The following is a 19953-nucleotide window of genomic DNA, read 5'->3' on the forward strand; positions in this document are numbered from 1 at the left end:
ATTAGGTAATCTCGCTATATTCGCAACCAGCTTTTTTATAAAAACACAATAATAGGGATGGCCTCCCGTTATTACTGTCTTAAAACCAGCGTAAATGGCTATCAATATGAACTGGAAAAACCTAACCATCCTCCTATCCTGCGCTGCAATGGTGGCGTCTTGTAAGAATGGAAAACTTTTCGGAAAAAAAGAACAGAAATCTGACGTAACCGGTTGGAATTACAATGACAAAAACCAGGGTGGTTACCAGGTATCTAAGGAAAAAGAACAAAGGACCGGTCCCGGTCTTGTATTTATACAAGGTGGAACCTTTACCATGGGCGCTACCCAGGAAGACGTAATGGGCGACTGGAACAATGCTCCGCGCCGTGTTACTGTTAACTCATTCTACATAGATAAAACAGAAGTAGCCAACGTTCACTACCGCGAGTACCTTTACTGGATCAACACGGTATTTGATGGTGATGAGCACCAGGCTGTGCGCAACGGCGCCCTGCCCGATACACTGGTATGGCGCAGTGAGCTGGCTTACAACGAACCGCTGGTTGAATACTATTTCCGTCACCCTTCCTATAATTACTACCCGGTTGTGGGCGTAACCTGGAAACAGGCCAACGACTTCTGTTTGTGGAGAACAGACCGTGTGAATGAACTGGAACTGATGAAAAGGGGTTTTATCAATGAAAAGTCATTGAAAAACATGAGCGGTATCGCTGAAGAGCATTTTGATACAAAATCTTACCTCGCAGGTGAATACCAGGCTACTCCTGGTGCAGCTGCCAAGTCTAAGAAGAATACCCTTAAGAACCCCAATGGTACGCCCCGTACCAATGTAACTTTCGAAGATGGTATCCTTTTACCAAGCTATCGCCTTCCTACAGAAGCTGAGTGGGAATATGCAGCGCTTGGTTATATCAACCAGAACCCGTCTCCTTCAAAGAAAGAAGGCCAGCGTGGTGAAGAACTGGTTGTGAACAAACAGGTTTATGCCTGGAATACCAATTCAAACGGACTTCGTGATACCCGTAAAGGTAGCTGGCAAGGTACATTCCTGGCCAACTTCAAACGCGGATCAGGTGATAACATGGGTGTTGCAGGTGGTTTGAACGACCGTGCTGTATACACTGCACCTGTACAATCATTTTTCCCTAATGGTTTTGGCATCTACAATATGAGTGGTAACGTTAACGAGTGGACTGCCGATGTTTACCGTCCGCTTTCTCTCGCCGACTTTGATGATGTTTCACCCTATCGTGGTAACAAATACCAGACTGTTGACCAGACAACCGGCAAACCGGAAAGGGATAGCCTGGGTCGTATCAAGTACAGGATGATGACCGATGATGAAAGCAAGAACCGTCGCAATTACCAGAAAGCTGATGTGATCAACTACCTCGATGGTGACTCCCTGTTAATTGGTGTAAATTATGGTTATGGTGTAACTACACTGATCAGCGACAAGAGCCGCGTAATTAAAGGTGGTAGCTGGAACGACCGCGCATATTGGCTGAGCCCGGGTACACGCCGCTTCATGGAAGAAGACCAGGCCAGCAGTACAGTAGGATTCCGTTGTGCGATGGATCGTACAGGTAGTCCTGAAGGTAACGGTCGCAAAACCGGTATCAACTACAAAGAGAGAAGACAAAATTCCCGCAAAAAATAACGGGGTTTAGATAGCCTGCAAAATGCCATTCCCAACCGGAATGGCATTTTCATTTACTTCAGCAATTATCTTTGTCCTATGACTATTGAACAATTGTACGCTGTTTACCTGGCCCATCCTTCCATCCAGACCGATACACGGAAATTAAAAACAGGCGATATTTTTTTTGCATTGAAAGGTGAGCATTTCAACGGCAACAAATTTGCCCGGACTGCTTTGGATGCCGGTGCAGCTTATGCTATAATTGATGAACCTGAATATGCAAGCGGTGAAAAAACCATTTTGGTACCCGATTCCTTGTCTGCATTGCAGGCACTGGCCCGCCATCACCGGAGACAGTTCCCTATTCCCTTTTTGGCCATTACCGGCAGCAACGGAAAGACTACAACAAAAGAATTAATACATGCTGTACTATCCACCAGTTTCCGCACGTACACCACGGAAGGCAACCTTAACAATCATATCGGCATCCCGCTTACCCTTTTAAAAGTTAAGCCGGATGCAGAGATGGCCGTAATTGAGATGGGCGCCAACCACCAAAAGGAAATCGCCGGATATTGCACCTACGCCGAGCCTACACACGGCTTGATAACAAACCTGGGGAAAGCCCACCTGGAAGGATTTGGCGGCGTGGAAGGCATTCGAAAAGGGAAAGGTGAACTATTTGATTGGCTCAGGAGCCACGAAGGAACCGCATTTGTTTTTTGCGATGATCCCTGGCTGGATCAAATGAGTGAAGGCATTAAAACCGTATACAGGTATGGTTTGAAAGATGGCGACCTGACCGGGCAGGCGATTCCCGTTCCTTCCCCAGATGGACAGGATGCATTTTTGCGGGTACAGATTTTGCAGGGTGCGCAAATGGATCCTATCCAAACACAACTGGTGGGTGATTATAACCTGCCGAATGTGTTGGTGGCAGTTGCGGTCGGGAAATTTTTCGGGGTCGCAGAAGCTAAAATAAAATCCGCCATAGAAGCTTACCAGCCATCCAATAACCGATCCCAGTTGGTGGAAAAAGACGGCAATACTATTATACTTGATGCGTATAATGCCAATCCAAGCAGCATGCGCGCCGCTATAGAAAATTTTGTGCACCTGAAAGGAAGCGACAAAGTGCTTATGCTGGGAGCGATGGCTGAACTGGGCGGGGAAAGCCTCGATGAACACCGCGGTATTGTATCCCTGATTGCGCAATACCCCTGGAAAGCTGTTGTGCTGGTGGGCGGTGATTTTGCGAATATCAGCCACCCGTTTATCCAACTCAGCTCAAGTAATGAGGCAGCGGAATGGTTCAGGCAGCAAAACTTCAGCAATACACAGGTATTGATTAAAGGATCACGGAGCATGCAGATGGAAAAAGTATTACAGTAATCCTTATCACTTTTATACTGGCTGGTTTCCGGTAACTTCGCGAAAAATTTGGGGGTTTATGGCAAAGGAAAATAAACACAGGTCTTACCTGGGAACTGTATTAAGTAATCGCTGTCCGCGTTGCCGTGAAGGAAAAATGTTTGAATCACCTAATCCATATACGTACGGAAAGGTATTGAAGATGAATGATCGTTGCCCCGTTTGTGGCCAACCTACTGAAATTGAAGTTGGCTTTTATTATGGTACCGCTTACGTGAGCTATGCGTTAACTGTAGCTTTTTCCATTGCTACTTTTATTGCCTGGTGGGTTCTACTGGGTTTTTCCCTTGAAGACGGCGACCTGAGGGTATTGTATTGGGGGATAACCAATGCGGTGCTGATGCTTGCCCTTCAACCGGTATTTATGCGCTTATCAAGGGCCATCTGGCTCAGTTGGTTTGTAAAATATGAGCCCGATTGGAAGGAAAAAGAAATTAACCCGGAAACCCTGGAAAGAATTGTACCGGGCCAAATGGGCAACTGGTAGTTAATAGTGAATGGTGAATGGTGAATAGTGAATGGTGTCGACTCACTATTCACCATTCACCATTCACCATTCACCATTCACCATTCACCCTAAATAAACCTGTTCACCAGGTTCTCCAAAAACTCCTGGCGGCCGCTTCTTACTTCAGGCTCACCTTTTTCGATCGCAATATTTCGCAGGTCCGTTAATGTTAGTTTACCTGATTCAAATTCTTTTCCTGCACCACTGTCGTAAGAGGCATAACGATCACGGCGGATTGCGCGGTAATCAGATTCCTGCAGGATTGCATCTGCTGCCAGCAAGGCCCTTGCGAATGTATCCATACCACCAATATGTGCGTGGAAAAGGTCTGCGGCGTCTGTAGAATTCCTGCGGATCTTTGCATCGAAATTGATGCCGCCACCACCAAAACCACCCGCTTCCAGGATAATCAGCATGGCTTCTGTCAGTTCATTAATATTGTTGGGGAACTGGTCGGTATCCCATCCGTTCTGGTAATCACCCCGGTTAGCATCAATAGATCCAAGGATGCCTGCGTCTGCGGCTACCTGCAGCTCATGCTGGAAGGTATGCCCTGCAAGGGTAGCATGATTCACTTCAATATTCAGGGAAAAGTCATTGAGCAAATCGAACTGGCGCAGGAAACCAAGTACAGTAGCGCTGTCATAATCATACTGGTGTTTAGTAGGCTCGCAAGGTTTAGGTTCTATAAAAAACTTGCCTTTAAATCCCTGTCCACGCGCATAATCGCGGGCCATTTGCAGAAAACGCGCCAGGTGTTCCTGCTCCCTTTTCATATTGGTATTTAAAAGGCTCATATAACCTTCACGCCCACCCCAGAAAACATAGTTTTGCCCGCCAAGTGCAATCGTCGCATCAAGCGCTGCCTTCACTTGCGCTCCTGCGTGAGCCAGCACCTGGAAATCAGGATTTGTTGCTGCTCCATTCATATAGCGGCGGTGCGAAAATAAATTTGCGGTTCCCCAAAGTAACTGGATACCGCTGTTCTGCTGGTGCTGCTTTGCATATTCAGTAACAGCCTGCAACCTTCTTTCATTGTCGGCAACATCATTTGTAAAATCCACTACATCCACATCGTGGAAACAATAGAATGGCATAGACAATTTGCCCATGAACTCAAAAGCCGCATCCATCTTGGCTTTCGCACGGTCAACAGCATCAGGGATACTGTTCCACCCAAAAATATGGGTTGGCTCACCAAATGGATCTGCACCATTTCCGCAAAATGAATGCCAGTAGGCACAGGCAAAACGGAGGTGCTCTTTCATGGTCTTCCCTGCAACCACCCTGTTTTCGTCGTACCAGCGAAAAGCGAGCGGATTGGCTGATTCTGTGCCCTCATAGGCAATCTTGCCGATTCCTTTAAAATAGTCTGATGATGTTGACATAACGTTAATGCTTATGTGTTTTATAAAATTTGTTTTTGCAATAATTGTAACCATTCCTGGTAAGCCGCCTCAAGGTTATCGCAATCATCCGGATGCACGGTCCTGATCGCCTGCTGGCGGCTGAATGCATCTTTCACCTGCTTGTAATAACCACAACCGATACCTGCACCCAAAGCTGCACCTACACTTCCATCCGATGCATACAAGGTTACCGGCACACCGGTAGCCGCAACAAAGGAATGCAGGAAAACATCACTTTGAAATAAATTTGCTTTACCCGCACGGATGCTGGTGGGGAAGACTTTGTTGCTGCGCATAATGTCAATGCCATAACGGAAGGCAAATGCAATCCCCTCCTGGATAGCCCTGAAAAGATGGGCTTGCTTATGCTGGTTGAGGTCTATTCCACTGAAATGCACACCCGTAACCTTGTTTTCCAGCATCCTTTCGCTGCCATTGCCAAATGGAAGCACCCTTACACCACCACTGCCAGCTTCTGTATTGGCAGCCAGTTCATTCATGGCAGCATAAGATAACCCGGATCCCAATTGCTGCCGGGCCCAGCTGTTTAAAATTCCAGTGCCGTTAATACACAATAATACACCGGTGCGGGTTTGCTGGCGGGTATGGTTCACGTGTGCAAAACTATTCACCCTTGACAGTGGATCATAGGTTAATTGATCACTCACCGCATATATCACCCCCGAAGTTCCTGCTGTTGCGGCAACTTCACCGGGTTCTGTAACGCCAAGCGATAATGCATTATTCGGCTGGTCGCCTGCTTTGTAACTAACAGGAATGCCCGCCCGAAGTGATAAGGGCGCTGCAACTTTTGCGTCAAGTTGCCCGTGTTCTGAAAACACATCCTGGAGTGATGGAATGAATGAGTCCGCAAAGCCATAGTAACGCATCAGGGCGGTACTGATGGAATGGGTCGTAAAATCCCAGAAAACACCTTCCGATAATGCAGATGGTGTTGTTGTAACGTTACCACATAAACGAAAAGCTATGTAATCACCGGGCAGCATCACATGGGCAACCTGCGCATAGGTATCTGGTTCATTTTCCTTAACCCAGGCGAGTTTGGAGGCGGTGAAATTGCCCGGCGAATTCAATAAGTGCTCCAGGCAGTATGCCGGTCCGAGTGCCTGGTTTGCTGCGGCGCCAATGGCAACCGCCCGGCTGTCACACCAGATTATGGATGGCCTTAATACATTAAATTCACTATCGGTAATCACCAGTCCATGCATCTGGTAAGCAATACCAATGGCCCCAATATCAACAGGGTCATATTTCCCGCTTCCATTGGCTTTCAAAATCGCTTTCTGTACATGCTGCCACCAGGTCTCCGGCGATTGTTCCGCCCAACCAGGTTTTGGCGAGCTGATCGGCGTTTCGGTTTCAGGGTATTGTACCGTTGCCAGGCTGCGCTGGGTTGCGGCATCCACAACTGATACTTTAATGGAGGAAGTCCCGATGTCTATTCCCAGCAATAACATATGGCAATCATTAGATCGTTTAATATAGGACTACTAAATTAGACCCCGGAAAAAGATTTGGACCCTATTTTTTTGTTGATTTTACAAACTATTTTAATATTTTTACAGCAGATTTATGCTCGTATCTGTTAATATAGTTCCACCATGAAGCCCTTTATTGAAAAACTACCCATCGAAACAGAAAATTCCTTCGTGGCACGTACTTACCGCACTCCCCACTTTGAAGTTCCCTGGCACCAGCATCCGGAACTTGAACTGATTTTATTTACCGAAGGGGAAGGCAATGCTTTCGTTGGAAACCATGTTGGCAATTTCACCACCGGGGATATTTATTTTTTAGGCAGCAACCTGCCGCATACATTTCAGAAAGCAAATGATGACCTCATTACAGGTGCAGTTGTGGTGCAATTCCTGGGCAACTGCTGGGGCGACAAACTTCTGGAAATGCCGGAATGCCGCAGTGTAAAATTGCTTTTCGATACTGCAAATGCCGGAATGAAACTGCACGGCGAGACCAGGGAACTGTTAATACCGCTGATTACACAACTGGAACATGCCACCGGAATTAATCGCATCCTGCTCCTTTGGCAATGCCTTGCGCTGATCAGTGCAAGAAAAGAATTTGAACTTCTATCTACCCAAAACATGGCCAACCTGCAAAGCCGCCTGCAGGCCCGGATCGATAAAATATTCCAGTACACGATTGAACATTATGCCGATGGCATAACGCTTCAGGAGGTTGCCGACCAGGTAAATATGAGCACCCCGGCATTTTGCCTGTATTTCCGTAAGCATACCAAAAAAACATATATCGAATTCCTGAATGAAGTGCGCATCGGGAAAGCCTGCCAGCAATTAATAGATACACAAAAATCGATCAGTGAAATTGCCTACGAATGCGGCTACAATACACTTGCCAATTTCAATAAACAATTCCTGAAAATAAGGAATATGCAGCCGAGCCATTACCGGAAGGTATTTGCTGAGAGCACGGCAGTTAGCCATGAACACCTTGCAGCATCGGGAAAATCCTACTTTCCTTAACAGCCGCTTAACGCTGGTTAATACTGCGTTAAGCAGCCCTAAATCACCGTCCGGGCGGTTTTTATTGAGTTGCTTTGTATTTGGAAAAAGCAACATATTATGTCATCTACACGCCAGATTTTTCATACCGGGTCAAATAGAAGATGGGCCCGCTTTAAATGGAGCCTTGGTTTATTACTGGCACTTATTTCCATTTTGCTGCTGACGCTTATCGCTTCCCTCTGGATGAATTACCATCCGGATCTGCCGGTATTATACAACCGCAACGAACAATTGAAAAGCATTTTGAAGCCTAATGAAAATTTTATACTTGAAAATAAAATAAACAGGGAATACGCAGGGTTCAGGTCCTTTATCGCCGAAAGAAAGGACAGCATGGAGAATAAGCAGTCCTGGGTAAAATCGAACCAGTCGGCACCGGTAAGGGCTGCTTTCTATGTTGCCTGGGATGCACAATCTTATTTCTCCCTGCGTAATAATATTTCCAAATTAAATATGGTATTGCCGGAATGGCTTTTTATTGACCCGAATGCAGATACTGTTTATACAAATATTGATCAACGTGGATTAAAAGTGATCCGGGAATCAGGCGTGCGCATTGTCCCGATGTTGTCCAACTTCTTCAATAACGATTTCGATGGCGAAGCCGTTCACCGGATCATATCTAATCCCCTCAAAAGAAAACAGGTTATCGCCAGTGTTCTCAATATTTTGCTATCTAATCATTTCGACGGCATTAATGTCGACTTTGAAGAGCTAAAGGAAAAAACAGATGAAAACCTGGTTGCTTTCCAACGGGAACTGTATACTGCTTTGCACCAGAAAGGCCTGCTGGTAAGCCAGGATATATCGCCATTTAATGAGGACTACAACTACCGCGAACTGTCCCGCTACAATGACAATATCTTCCTGATGGCCTATGACGAACACAATTCAGAAAGCAAACCCGGACCTATCAGCTCCCAAAAATGGATTGAAGCTGCAATGGATGCAGCCGCCAGTGAAATACCTTCCGAAAAAATCATCCTCTGCATTGCCGCTTACGGTTATGATTGGCCGAAAGGTGGGGCAGGCACTGATATTACCTACCAGGAGGCATTGACAACAGCCTCAGAAAGTGATGCAAAGCCTGAATTTGACAATGATACCTACAACCTGCATTATACGTATTACGATGACAATAACCTGGAACACGAGGTTTATTTCACCGATGCTGCCACAAACTTCAATACGCTGCGGTTTGCTGCAGAATATGGCATAAGCGGGGTTGCCATGTGGCGGCTCGGCAGTGAAGACAGCAGGCTTTGGCAATTCTATGATAATGACGCTACAAAAGCCGGATTGAAAAACTTTGACCTTGCTGCACTGAACCATGTGAAGGAAAGCAATGATGTGGATTATATCGGCGAAGGGGAAATCCTGGATGTAAAAAGCAATCCGACACCAGGAAAAATAGCTGCTGAAATAGATTCATCAGAACTGCTTATCAGTGAAGAAAAATACATCAGCCTGCCCTCAATGTTTGTGGTAAAAAAATTCGGCACCGCCAATAAGAAAATAGTCCTGACTTTCGATGATGGTCCTGATCCGACTTATACGCCAAGGATCCTGGACATCCTCCACAGGGAGCATGTTCCGGCGGCTTTTTTCATGGTTGGCCTGAATGCTGAAAATAATATTCCACTTGTAAAGCAGGTTTATTCCGAAGGCCATGAATTGGGAAACCATTCCTTTACACACCCTAATATGGCAGAAGTGAGTACAACCAGGGCCGAACTGGAAAGGAAGCTCACCCGTTTACTCATTGAATGTATTACCGGGCATAGTACACTTTTATTCAGGGCGCCTTATAATGCGGATAGCGAGCCGGAAACCATGGAAGAATTAAAACCTGTGGCAGATAGCAGGGTCGATAATTACCTTACTGTCGGGGAAAGCATTGACCCGAATGACTGGGAACCAGGTGTAACCGCAGATACCATCCTGAGCCGGATAATCCAACAGCAGAAAAATGGCAATATCATTTTATTGCACGATGCCGGTGGTAACCGGGAAGCTACCGTACAGGCTTTACCCCGGATTATTGAATACTTTAAGGGACAAGGTTACCAATTTACTACAGTAGCAGGTTTGCTGGGTAAAAAAGAGCTGGACCTGATGCCTGCTGTTCCCCAAAAAAGCGGGTTCTATTTGATTAAGGCCAACTACTTTCTGGCAGACATCGGGTATTATCTATCAAGGTTCCTGAACATTCTCTTCTTCTTATTCATTGCAGCAGGTGTATTAAGGCTATCAATAATGGCCGTGCTGGCACTTAAAAAAAGAAAAAAAGACAGGGAAGCATTACCATTGGCAAACCTGGCCCAACCTTTTGTTTCAGTAATTATACCCGCTTACAATGAGGAGGTAAATGCGGTGCGGTCCCTTGACCTTTTACTGCAAACTGATTACCCGAATATTGAATTCATATTTGTTGATGACGGCAGCAAAGACAATACCTATGATAAAGTATGGACTGCGTTCCATATGAATAAAAAGGTAAAAATACTAAGGAAACCAAATGGCGGTAAAGCTTCGGCGCTCAATTACGGCATACAGGAATCCACTGCAGAATTTGTGGTATGCATCGATGCTGATACGCACCTGTTGCCGGATGCCATCAGCAGGTTAATGGAAAATTTCACCCATCCAAATGTGGGTGCTGTTGCCGGGCAGGTTAAAGTTGGCAATGAAGTGAACCTTCTGACCCGGTGGCAGAGCATAGAATATACAACCGCCCAGAACTTCGACCGACAGGCTATGGCCGCTGTTAATGCAATTACCGTAGTTCCGGGAGCTATTGGCGCTTTCAGGAAAGAAGCCTTGCTGAATGCTGGCGGGTTCACAACAGATACCCTTGCCGAAGATTGTGACCTGACCATCCGGATGCTGTTAAAGGATTATACAGTTACTGAAGATAGCAGGGCCATTGCAATAACAGAAGCCCCTGAATCTTTATCAATGCTCTTAAAACAACGATACAGATGGAGTTACGGCGTGCTTCAAACCAGCTGGAAACATCGGAAAGCACTTTTTAATACCCGTCATAAATGGCTTGGCTTTTTTGCCTTGCCCAATATCATCCTTTTCCAGTTTATCATCCCGGTATTTGCACCAATCGCCGACCTGCTGATGATTATTGGCTTACTCACAGGCAATGAAGGCAAGATTATACTGTACTACCTTCTGTTTATGCTCATTGATCTGAGTATTGCCCTGATGGCCTTTATCCTGGCCGAAGAACCGGTTTATAAACTTCTATGGCTGCTGCCACAAAGGATTATCTATAGGTGGCTAATGGTATGGGTCCTGTTCAAATCATATTTCAGGGCCCTGAAAGGGGAATTACACAGCTGGGGAGCTTTAAAAAGAACCGGGAATATAGGCCCAGACACCATTTTTAAAACACCGGGAAAAGACCCGGTTCCACAAGGATAAAACTTAACCAGATAAATAAAGCCATTCACTTGCGTGAATGGCTTTCTACGTATCAAACCATTGGGTACTTGCTGGACGCTTAGTTCTTCTTTGGAGCTGGCTTAGTTTCAGTAGTAGCCTTTGTTGAGGTAGTAGTTTTTGCTGGGGTTGTTGTCTTTGTTGAGGTACTTGTCTTTGTTGAGGTAGTTGTCTTAGTGGATGTTTCTTTCTTTTGTGCCTCAGTTTTAGTGGCGGGCTTTTCTGTTGTTTTAGCAGCCGGTGTTGTCTGGGCAAATCCAATTCCTACCGTGGCAAGCAGCATGGAAGCTGCTAATACTAATTTTTTCATTTTTCGAAACTTTAATTTTTTAAAATAATCTGGTTAATAACAAATATTATTCAAACTTCCTGCCTAATCCAAACATTCGGGCATGGTTAACCGGGCTTTAACCAGGGTTAACCAATTGTTATGGTAAAAAACCGGGTATTCAAGCCTTACAAGGGGAAGCTATTTTATACGACATTTGTTACTCATGCGGTCATCAACTACCCGGATATTAATACTTCTCCTGGCAATTACTATCGCAGCCATCATTGGCCTCCAGATTCACTGGCTGCAAAAAACCTATGCCTTTGAAAAAAATGTATTCAACACCTCGGTGATAAAAAGTATACGCGGACTTTATGAAGACATGGACCTGACCCATGAACCCGGCAGCCACCTGAGCTCTTTAATTGAACATCCCAATCCAAATATCTTCCTGTTTAAAATTGATAGCATACCCCAAAAAGACAGCCTTGCTTATTACCTCAAAAATGAATTCGAAGATTTTGATGTGTATACAGATTGCCGGGTAGCTGTATATAATTATTCCCGGCAAGGTTTTATTTATGAATCCGTCATTACAGCTACTGCACCAGGAAAAAAATTTACCGGTATGGCGCAATTGGTTCCGGTAAAAAAGGATTTCTCCTACGTTTACCTTTTCTTCCCCAACCGTAACCGCTACATTATAACCCAAATGAATGCCTGGATACTTACCAGCTCATTATTGCTCCTGTTGCTTATTGGATTTTCATTCGCGATTTACTACCTCTACCAGCAAAAATTCCTTAATGAAGTGCAGAAAGATTTTATCAATAACGTAACCCATGAATTTAGCACCCCGCTAATGGTTATCGACTTGTCTACTGATGCACTTACCAAACAATCGGTTTTACAGCAACCTGAAAAAATCGCCAAATACGCCAATTCAATCAGGCACCAGAGCGACTACCTGAAAAGCCATATCAAAAACCTGATTAACACTGTTGTGGCCGACCAGTATACTTTCGCCATTAAAAAGACCGCGGTAATTCCTAATGAACTGATCAGGCAGGCTGTACTCCAGTTAGACCCTATAGTAATGGATAAAAAAGGAGTAATAGAACTCAACCTTGAAGAAAACAACAAGGTAATCCAGGCTGATAATGAAAATCTTTACCTGGCCCTTTTTAATATTATCAACAATGCCCTGAAATACGCAACCCAACCGCATGTAATTATCAATACTTATTCCCATAACAGCCACTATTATATCAGCATAAAGGATAACGGTATTGGCATTGACGCAGTTGAACTAAAGAAAATATTCAAGAAATTCTACCGTGGACAAAAAGGCAACCTGCATAACTCAAAAGGGCTTGGACTTGGCCTTTATTTTACAAAAAAAATAATTTCCCTGCACCACGGAAACATACACGTAAACAGCATCCCCGGCATAGGCACTGATTTCACAATTGAATTACCAGTAAACAACATCTAAAATGGAAAGCAAAGCAAGAATACTACTCGCAGAAGATGACGCAAGCCTGAGTGAATTAATGAAGGAAGCCCTTGAAGATGAAGGCTATACTGTGGAAATTTTTTCCAATGGACAGGAAGCCATAAATAATTTCGATAAACATAAATACGATATATGCCTCCTGGATATCATGATGCCTGTTAAAGATGGCTTTATGGTGGCCAAAAAAATAAGGCAGGTTTCCGATATCATCCCTATCTTATTTATCAGCACAAAAGGCCTTGAAGAAGATAAATTAAAAGGTTACCAGACAGGCGCCGACGACTATATCACTAAGCCTTTCAGCATGAAAGAACTGCTGATGAAGCTGGATGTTTTCCTGCGCCGTACCCGGAAAATGTTTTACGAAACCAAACAGGAATACCAGATCGGGAAAATCCATTTCTCCTATACCGATTTAAAACTGAAAAGTCCTGCCGGGGAATTTGACATGAAGCAAAAAGAAGCTGACCTTTTAAAATTCCTGTGTGAACATGCTAATAAGGTGTTGCGCAGGGATGAAGTTTTACTGGCCGTCTGGGGCAAGGACGATTTCTTCCTGGGCCGAAGCATGGATGTATACATGACAAAAATCAGGAAATACCTGAAAGCAGACCCGGATATTATAATTGAAACAATACATGGGCTTGGCTACAGGTTTACAGTGCCTGGGTTAACAGAGCAATAATGCCCCTTTTTACGCCTGCATGATTATTTCACTGCTGGCATTTCAGGAATTCAAACACCTCAAAACCTTAACATATAATGATACTGAGAATTAACCTGGTACTGGTACTTTCAATATTATTAATTACCCAAAACTGCAAAGCCCAAAACCTAATGCACTACGCTGCCGACGGCCAGCTCCTGCACAGTACACATGGCACTAACTACTGGGGATTCAGCCTTTCAGCCGAGCGTTTAGTTAGCCCCGTTACCAGCCTGGGAATAGGCGCCGAATATTCCTATTGCTCTTACCATGAAGACAATGGCTGGAATTTGACCAACCTGAATTTTTTCCCGGTCTATGTACAGGAACGGTTTAGCCTTTTTCCCAAAAGCAGGCTGCAGCCATATATCCGCCTTGAAGAAGGCGTTAGTTTCAACAATTACAATAAGGAACTTCAAAATGCTAATGAAGGTATCCAACATGTTTATGAAGCGGGTATTTATGGGCACATGGGTATTGGTATAATCTGGCTGAAGGTGAAAAAAACGAGCTGCTATCTGGAAGCAGGACTAAAGTCTTATAATATCACCTTTGATAACCTCGATGTTAACCCACATGGTTTTACTGCCAGGATAGGCTTAACAATTTAATAACTGTTTTAAATTCAACGGCTTGCTTAACCTGCTTTTAACCAACAATAATTGCAGTTAACTTAATCGCATAGCAGTTTTGCATTTGTAAACAAAATTTGTTACCGATGCGACGTATACTGCTATTGCTGACTGTACCTTTATGCTTACTGCAGTCCAGGTCCACAGCCCAATCGAGCCCGGATACCATAAGACTGAGTATACCGGAAGCCGAAAAATTATTTCTTCAAAACAATCTTTCTTTACTCGCTGCCAAATACAATATCGATGCGAATAAAGTATTGATCCAGCAGGCTAAACTTTGGGATAATCCTACATTAATTACTGACCAGAATATTTATGACGGGAAATTTTTCCGCCATTACGGCGATTATGGCCAGATATTTATACAGGTCCAGCAACTGATCAGAACTGCAGGTAAAAGATCAAAGCTGGCGAAACTGGCCGAAGACAATACGGCAATATCGCAGGAACAATTTGAAGATCTGCTTCGGAGCTTACGCTACACCTTACGCGCAGATATGCTCGATATCTGGCAGCTTGAAAAAGTCATTCGCGTTTATACCAACGAAATTAATGAAGTTTCAAAACTGGTGAAGGGCATGGATGAAGTGTACAAAGCAGGCAACATTTCCCTTAAAGACAATATGCGCCTGAAGGCCCTGCTTTTCAGCCTGCAGAATGAACTGGTCAATATCCAAACGCAAATGTTTCCGATCCAAAGCGAAGTCAAACTGTTATTGCAATCAAAAGATTCGGGCTTCATCCAACCCAATTTCACCTACGAACTTCCTGTGTTGATTAACTCTTCGCTTCCCCCTATAGATACGCTGATTGCGCAGGCTATGGAGAACAGGCCGGATGGAAGGCTGGCAAAAAAAGCGCTTGAATTCCAGCAGCACAACCTTACTTACCAGAAAGCACTGGCCAAACCTGATGTTACGGTAGGTCCGGAATATGACCAGCACAGCAGCTATGTACCCAATTACGTTGGTCTTACCGTTTCTTTACCCCTGAATATTTTTAACAGGAACCAGGGCAATATCAAATCTGCCGAATATGGCATTAAATCCCAACAGAGCCAGGTTGACCAGGAAACCGACCGCATCAGAAATGAAGTACTCAGCAGCTACTCCAAGGTGAAGTACCTGCAGGGTATCAATAATCGCGAACAATTGGTTTTTGCAACCGATTATGAAAAGCTTTTCCAGAACATGGTGAAAAGTTACCAGGACAAGCAAATCAATTTGCTGGAATTCACCGACTTCCTGGATGCCTATAAAGACACGAGGCTGAAAATTGTAGACCAGCACATCAACCTCGTAAAATCATTTGCAGAATTGAATTACGTGGTAAACAATACGATCATCCCTATACAATAACAGATTATTTATCATTTTATGAAGAATAAAATACTGCTGCCAGGCACTACCCTATTAACCTTGATTAGTTTAATCTCCTGCCAGCCTAAAGAACCCGCAGAAGATAAAAAAATAAAAGAAGCGGTTTGTGTAACCGATTCTATGGCAAGTATCATACAAATTGACACAGCCATCACCAGCAATATTAACGATGAAGTTAAACTGAGCGGCGAAGTCAATTTCAATGACAAAAAAGTGGTGAAAGTATATCCCTTCAGCAGCGGACAGGTTATAAAAGTAATGGTGTCTCTTGGTGATAAAGTAAACGCCGGACAAACACTGGCCATCATTAAAAGTGCCGATGTTGCCGGAAACTATAGTGATCTTTCGGCCGCCTCCAATGACCTGGCTATTGCCAAAAAACAAATGGACAATGCAGAATCATTATTCAATAATGGAATTGCCAGTGAGCGGGAATTTATTGAAGCTAAAGAGAATTACAGCAAGGCTGTATCGAACGCCAATAAAATAAAAGACCAGATCAATATTAATGGCGGCGGGCACACTTCCGAAAATGGAACTTATGTAATTACCGCACCTATGAACGGTTATGTTGTAGAAAAAAAGATAAATGAGGGAGGTTTTATACGGACCGACAACGGAGATAACCTTTTTACAATCGGCGACATCAGTGATGTTTGGGTATGGGCCAATGTGTATGAAACCGACATAGCAAAAGTTAAAGAAGGATATACTGCAAGGGTTACCACACTCGCCTATCCGGATTCTTCATTCAACGGGGTTGTTGATAAAGTAAACCAGATACTGGACCCCGTAACCAAAGTAATGAAAATCAGGGTTCGCCTCCCCAATCCGGGAATGAAACTAAAGCCCGAAATGTTTGCCAATATCGCCATAGAAAACAAAGAAAGTAAAAAGGCGGTATCCGTTCCGGAACAGGCCCTCATAAATGATAATGGCAAGGTCTATTTAGTTATTTATGAAGACAAGTGTAAACTTTCCATTAGGCAGGTTGAAGTGATCAAGACAACAGCAGGTAGAGCATACCTGAAAAATGGCATTCAGGAAGGCGAAAAAGTAATTTCCAAAAACCAGATCCTGTTCTTCCGGGCCCTCACATCTTAAGTGCGGTATTCTCCCACAACATCCAATTATTCAGGCTTTAGAAATGCAGCAATATGAACAAGTTTATAAGAAGCATCATACATTTTTCACTGCGCCACCGGTACTTTGTTTTTTTCCTTACCCTGGTGCTGGTAGCAATCGGGGTATGGAGTTACAAAGAAACACCCATAGAAACCTTCCCGGACGTTACGAATACGCAGATTGTTATTATCACCCAATGGCCCGGCAGGAGTGCTGAGGAAGTTGAGAAGTTCATTACTATTCCATTGGAAACAGTTTTGAACTCTGTTCAGAAAAAAGCCAACCTGCGTACAAACTCATCCTTTGGCCTTAGTTTTATTACTTTAATTTTTGACGATGACGTAGATGATGCATTCGCCCGCCAGCAGGTGATGAGCCGTATTATCAACGCAGACCTGCCCGAAGGCATAAGGCCGGAAGTCCAGCCACCCTATGGCCCAACCGGTGAAATTTACCGGTATACACTGGAAAGCAAGATTAAAGATATTCGCGAGCTGACCGCCATACAGGACTGGGTATTAGACCGCCAGTTTAAATCGGTACCCGGAGTTGCTGATGTTAACAGCTTTGGGGGTGAAGAAAGGATTTTTGAAGTAAGCGTAAACCCCGACCTGCTGATTAAATACAACCTGACTTCATTGGATGTTTATAACGCCGTTTCCAAAAGCAATGTGAACGTAGGCGGGGATGTCATCCAGAGAAACGGCCAGGCTTACGTTGTTCGTGGCATCGGCTTATTAAACAACATTGATGAAATAAATAATATTATCATCACTAAAATAAACGGGGTTCCCCTGCTGGTGAAGAATGTAGCCAAAGTAGTGGAATCACATGCCCCTTTATTGGGCTCCGTTTCAAAAGATAATGTTGCCCACCAGATCGAAGGAATTATTGTTATGCGCAAGGGCGAAAACCCAAGCGAAGTGCTGGAGCGTGTTCATGCGAAAATCACCCAGCTAAACAAAAATATCCTGCCGAAAGATGTAAAGATTATTCCGTTCTATGACCGCACAGTGTTAATGGATTATGCCACAGAGACTGTTATCCATAACCTTATTGAGGGCATAGTCCTGGTTACCGTTATTGTATTGCTTTTCATGGCCGACTGGCGCACTACCATTACTGTTAGCCTTATTATTCCGCTGTCACTCTTATTCGCATTTATTTGTATGCGGATTAAAGGAATGAATGCAAACCTGCTGAGTATGGGTGCGGTGGACTTCGGGATTATCATTGACGGGGCCGTGGTAATGGTGGAAGGGCTCTTTGTTGCCCTTGACCAGAAGGCCAGGGAAGTGGGCATGGAAAAATTCAATAAGCTCGCCAAACTGGGTCTCTTCAAAAGCAAAGGAACTGAAATGGGTAAATCCATCTTCTTTTCCAAACTGATCATCATCACCTGCCTTATGCCCATTTTCGCCTTCCAGAAAGTTGAAGGGAAAATGTTTTCACCACTTGCTTACACCCTTGGATTTGCATTGCTTGGCGCCTTAATTTTCACACTTACCCTCGTACCCGCGCTCTCCAGTATTTTATTAAGGAGGAATGTCCGGGAAAAACATAACCCGATTGTCCTGTTTTTTGAAAAGGGAGTGGAGAAATTATTCAAGATCGTTTATGGTCACCAGAAAAAGAGTTTGCTGGTGGCTTTGGTAATTATGTTTTTATCCTTTCTTTCCTTCAAGTTTTTAGGATCAGAATTTCTTCCTCAGCTGAACGAAGGCGCTCTTTGGGTAACAGCAGAGTTACCAAGAAGTGTTTCGCTGGATGAAGCCGACAGCCTTTCCGATAAAATGGTGAAAATAATCGGCAAATTTCCAGAAGTGCGGCATACGCTTACACAGGTGGGTCGTACAAACGACGGAACAGACCCTAAAGGTTTCTTTAATGTTCAGGTTGCGGTTGACTTGCTACCCAAGGAACAATGGACCAGGAAAATTACACCCGACCAATTGGTAGATGAGATGGATGCAAAGCTGAAGCAGTTCCCGGGAATTGTTTTAAACTATTCACAACCCATCCGGGATAATGTTGCAGAAGCGGTGGCTGGCGTACCGGCTGCATTGGCAGTAAAAATTTTCGGACAGGATTTTAATGTCCTGGACAGCAGTGCCACAAGGGTAATGTCTATCCTGAAAGATATTAAAGGTGTGGAGGATTTGGGGGTAATCAGGAACCTGGGGCAGCTTGAATTCAGGATAGAACTGGACCAGCAGAAAATGGCATTCTATGGTGTTAATACAGCAGATGCGAATGCCGTAATTGAAATGGCTATTGGCGGCAAAGCCGCTACCCAGCTTTATGAAGGTGAACGTAAATTTGATATCCGCGTTCGGTACCAGGAAGATTACAGGGCCAGCCAGGAATCCATTGAAAACCTGATGGTACCAACCAATGATGGCAGCAAAGTTCCGCTTAAAGAAATATCCGTTATCAAAACGCTTACCGGCCCGGGATTTATTTACAGGGATAACAACATGCGCTATATAACGGTAAAATTTTCTGTAAGGGGCCGTGACCTGGGAGGTACCGTAAAAGAAGCGCAGGAAAAAGTAGCCCAGGGGTTTTCAGTTCCGGCCGGTTATGATATGACCTGGAACGGGGAATTTGAAAACCAGCAAAGAGCCAGTAAAACACTTGCAAGGGTTGTGCCTATCTGCCTCCTGGTTATCTTCCTGATACTATTTATCACATTCGGTAATGTGAAAGATGCCATCCTGACCATAATGAACGTTCCATTTGCACTCATTGGCGGAATTCTGGCACTGCACCTCACCGGGATCAACTTCAGCATCTCGGCAGGTATAGGATTTATCGCCCTGTTTGGCGTTTGTATTCAAAATGGGGTGATCCTGATCTCCGTGTTCAGGAAAAACCTGGATGCCGGAATGCACCTTGATGAAGCGGTTGAACAAGGAGTATTATCCCGCGTGAGGCCCGTAGTAATGACCGCTTTGATGGCTATGATCGGACTGATGCCGGCAGCAGTTTCAACAGGCATTGGCAGTGAAACCCAAAAACCGCTGGCCATTGTAGTAATTGGCGGGTTAATTACAGCTACCATTTTAACCCTTCTCATTTTGCCCGTTATTTATGCATTGGTATTCAAATTGATGCATGCACGCGAAAACAGGAAAATACTTCGCAAAGCCGGACTCGTCAGCAAAATGGACAAGTACAATGAATAAATTAATATCAGCATAACGATCGCATCGGCGACAAATGCTGGAATGCCCTGCATTCCACGTCACCGAACGGGCGCCGTTTTTACGGTGCCCTTTTTTTTATTCAACCTTAACCGCCGGTTAACC

Annotated in this window: 14 protein-coding genes; 11 read left to right on the forward strand and 3 right to left on the reverse strand. The window is 44.3% G+C overall.

Features of this window, described 5'->3' with window-relative positions; translation table 11 throughout:
- Window positions 1-94: 94 nt before the first annotated feature.
- The 3 genes from LAQ65_RS15055 (at window position 95) to LAQ65_RS15065 (ending at window position 3563) form a co-directional block, all read left to right on the forward strand.
- Window positions 95-1663 carry an SUMF1/EgtB/PvdO family nonheme iron enzyme gene (locus LAQ65_RS15055; protein ID WP_224117820.1) on the forward strand — a complete coding sequence of 523 codons (1569 nt, stop codon included), beginning with the start codon at window positions 95-97 and terminating at the stop codon, window positions 1661-1663.
- A gap of 78 nt (window positions 1664-1741) precedes the next feature.
- Window positions 1742-3037: a UDP-N-acetylmuramoyl-tripeptide--D-alanyl-D-alanine ligase gene (locus LAQ65_RS15060; RefSeq protein WP_224117821.1), complete on the forward strand. Its 1296-nt coding sequence runs from the start codon at window positions 1742-1744 to the stop codon at window positions 3035-3037.
- Between the two features lie 58 nt (window positions 3038-3095).
- Window positions 3096-3563 (forward strand): DUF983 domain-containing protein, encoded by a 468-nt coding sequence (locus tag LAQ65_RS15065; protein ID WP_224117822.1) that lies wholly within the window; start codon window positions 3096-3098, stop codon window positions 3561-3563.
- An 89-nt stretch (window positions 3564-3652) separates the two neighbouring features.
- Here LAQ65_RS15065 and xylA read toward each other — a convergent pair whose 3' ends face one another.
- A complete protein-coding gene (gene xylA, locus LAQ65_RS15070; RefSeq protein WP_224117823.1) occupies window positions 3653-4972 on the reverse strand; it encodes a xylose isomerase in 1320 nt (439 codons plus the stop codon).
- Window positions 4973-4992: 20 nt separating this feature from the next.
- A complete protein-coding gene (locus LAQ65_RS15075; protein ID WP_224117824.1) occupies window positions 4993-6471 on the reverse strand; it encodes a xylulokinase in 1479 nt (492 codons plus the stop codon).
- Between the two features lie 144 nt (window positions 6472-6615).
- Between LAQ65_RS15075 and LAQ65_RS15080 the strand changes: the two genes are divergently transcribed.
- Window positions 6616-7515 (forward strand): AraC family transcriptional regulator, encoded by a 900-nt coding sequence (locus LAQ65_RS15080; protein ID WP_224117825.1) that lies wholly within the window; start codon window positions 6616-6618, stop codon window positions 7513-7515.
- Between the two features lie 99 nt (window positions 7516-7614).
- Window positions 7615-10992 carry a glycosyltransferase gene (locus LAQ65_RS15085; protein WP_224117826.1) on the forward strand — a complete coding sequence of 1126 codons (3378 nt, stop codon included), beginning with the start codon at window positions 7615-7617 and terminating at the stop codon, window positions 10990-10992.
- A gap of 79 nt (window positions 10993-11071) precedes the next feature.
- Here LAQ65_RS15085 and LAQ65_RS15090 read toward each other — a convergent pair whose 3' ends face one another.
- On the reverse strand, window positions 11072-11320 hold the full coding sequence (locus LAQ65_RS15090) for a hypothetical protein (protein WP_224117827.1): 249 nt from the start codon (window positions 11318-11320) through the stop codon (window positions 11072-11074).
- 184 nt (window positions 11321-11504) lie between these two features.
- Here LAQ65_RS15090 and LAQ65_RS15095 point away from each other — a divergent pair, with 184 nt between their 5' ends.
- From LAQ65_RS15095 to LAQ65_RS15120, 6 genes are all read left to right on the forward strand, one after another.
- Window positions 11505-12776 carry a sensor histidine kinase gene (locus LAQ65_RS15095; RefSeq protein WP_224117828.1) on the forward strand — a complete coding sequence of 424 codons (1272 nt, stop codon included), beginning with the start codon at window positions 11505-11507 and terminating at the stop codon, window positions 12774-12776.
- A gap of 1 nt (window position 12777) precedes the next feature.
- Window positions 12778-13482, forward strand: coding sequence for a response regulator transcription factor (locus LAQ65_RS15100; RefSeq protein ID WP_224117829.1), 705 nt, complete (start codon window positions 12778-12780; stop codon window positions 13480-13482).
- A gap of 77 nt (window positions 13483-13559) precedes the next feature.
- Window positions 13560-14114, forward strand: a complete 555-nt coding sequence (locus LAQ65_RS15105; RefSeq protein ID WP_224117830.1) for a hypothetical protein — start codon at window positions 13560-13562, stop codon at window positions 14112-14114.
- Window positions 14115-14221: 107 nt separating this feature from the next.
- Complete coding sequence (locus LAQ65_RS15110; protein ID WP_224117831.1) at window positions 14222-15496, forward strand: TolC family protein; 1275 nt, start codon at window positions 14222-14224, stop codon at window positions 15494-15496.
- An 18-nt stretch (window positions 15497-15514) separates the two neighbouring features.
- Window positions 15515-16621, forward strand: coding sequence for an efflux RND transporter periplasmic adaptor subunit (locus LAQ65_RS15115; protein WP_224117832.1), 1107 nt, complete (start codon window positions 15515-15517; stop codon window positions 16619-16621).
- 53 nt (window positions 16622-16674) lie between these two features.
- Window positions 16675-19830, forward strand: a complete 3156-nt coding sequence (locus LAQ65_RS15120) for an efflux RND transporter permease subunit (RefSeq protein WP_224117833.1) — start codon at window positions 16675-16677, stop codon at window positions 19828-19830.
- Window positions 19831-19953 lie beyond the last annotated feature (123 nt).

It is taken from the genome of Flavihumibacter profundi (assembly GCF_020076305.1).
Lineage (GTDB): Bacteria > Bacteroidota > Bacteroidia > Chitinophagales > Chitinophagaceae > Flavihumibacter > Flavihumibacter profundi.

Coding starts and splice junctions, on each gene's coding strand:
- LAQ65_RS15055 (WP_224117820.1), top strand. CDS start 95: ATGGCTATCAATATGAACTGGAAAAACCTAACCATCCTCCTATCCTGC.
- LAQ65_RS15060 (WP_224117821.1), top strand. CDS start 1,742: ATGACTATTGAACAATTGTACGCTGTTTACCTGGCCCATCCTTCCATC.
- LAQ65_RS15065 (WP_224117822.1), top strand. CDS start 3,096: ATGGCAAAGGAAAATAAACACAGGTCTTACCTGGGAACTGTATTAAGT.
- xylA (WP_224117823.1), bottom strand. CDS start 4,972: ATGTCAACATCATCAGACTATTTTAAAGGAATCGGCAAGATTGCCTAT.
- LAQ65_RS15075 (WP_224117824.1), bottom strand. CDS start 6,471: ATGTTATTGCTGGGAATAGACATCGGGACTTCCTCCATTAAAGTATCA.
- LAQ65_RS15080 (WP_224117825.1), top strand. CDS start 6,616: ATGAAGCCCTTTATTGAAAAACTACCCATCGAAACAGAAAATTCCTTC.
- LAQ65_RS15085 (WP_224117826.1), top strand. CDS start 7,615: ATGTCATCTACACGCCAGATTTTTCATACCGGGTCAAATAGAAGATGG.
- LAQ65_RS15090 (WP_224117827.1), bottom strand. CDS start 11,320: ATGAAAAAATTAGTATTAGCAGCTTCCATGCTGCTTGCCACGGTAGGA.
- LAQ65_RS15095 (WP_224117828.1), top strand. CDS start 11,505: ATGCGGTCATCAACTACCCGGATATTAATACTTCTCCTGGCAATTACT.
- LAQ65_RS15100 (WP_224117829.1), top strand. CDS start 12,778: ATGGAAAGCAAAGCAAGAATACTACTCGCAGAAGATGACGCAAGCCTG.
- LAQ65_RS15105 (WP_224117830.1), top strand. CDS start 13,560: ATGATACTGAGAATTAACCTGGTACTGGTACTTTCAATATTATTAATT.
- LAQ65_RS15110 (WP_224117831.1), top strand. CDS start 14,222: ATGCGACGTATACTGCTATTGCTGACTGTACCTTTATGCTTACTGCAG.
- LAQ65_RS15115 (WP_224117832.1), top strand. CDS start 15,515: ATGAAGAATAAAATACTGCTGCCAGGCACTACCCTATTAACCTTGATT.
- LAQ65_RS15120 (WP_224117833.1), top strand. CDS start 16,675: ATGAACAAGTTTATAAGAAGCATCATACATTTTTCACTGCGCCACCGG.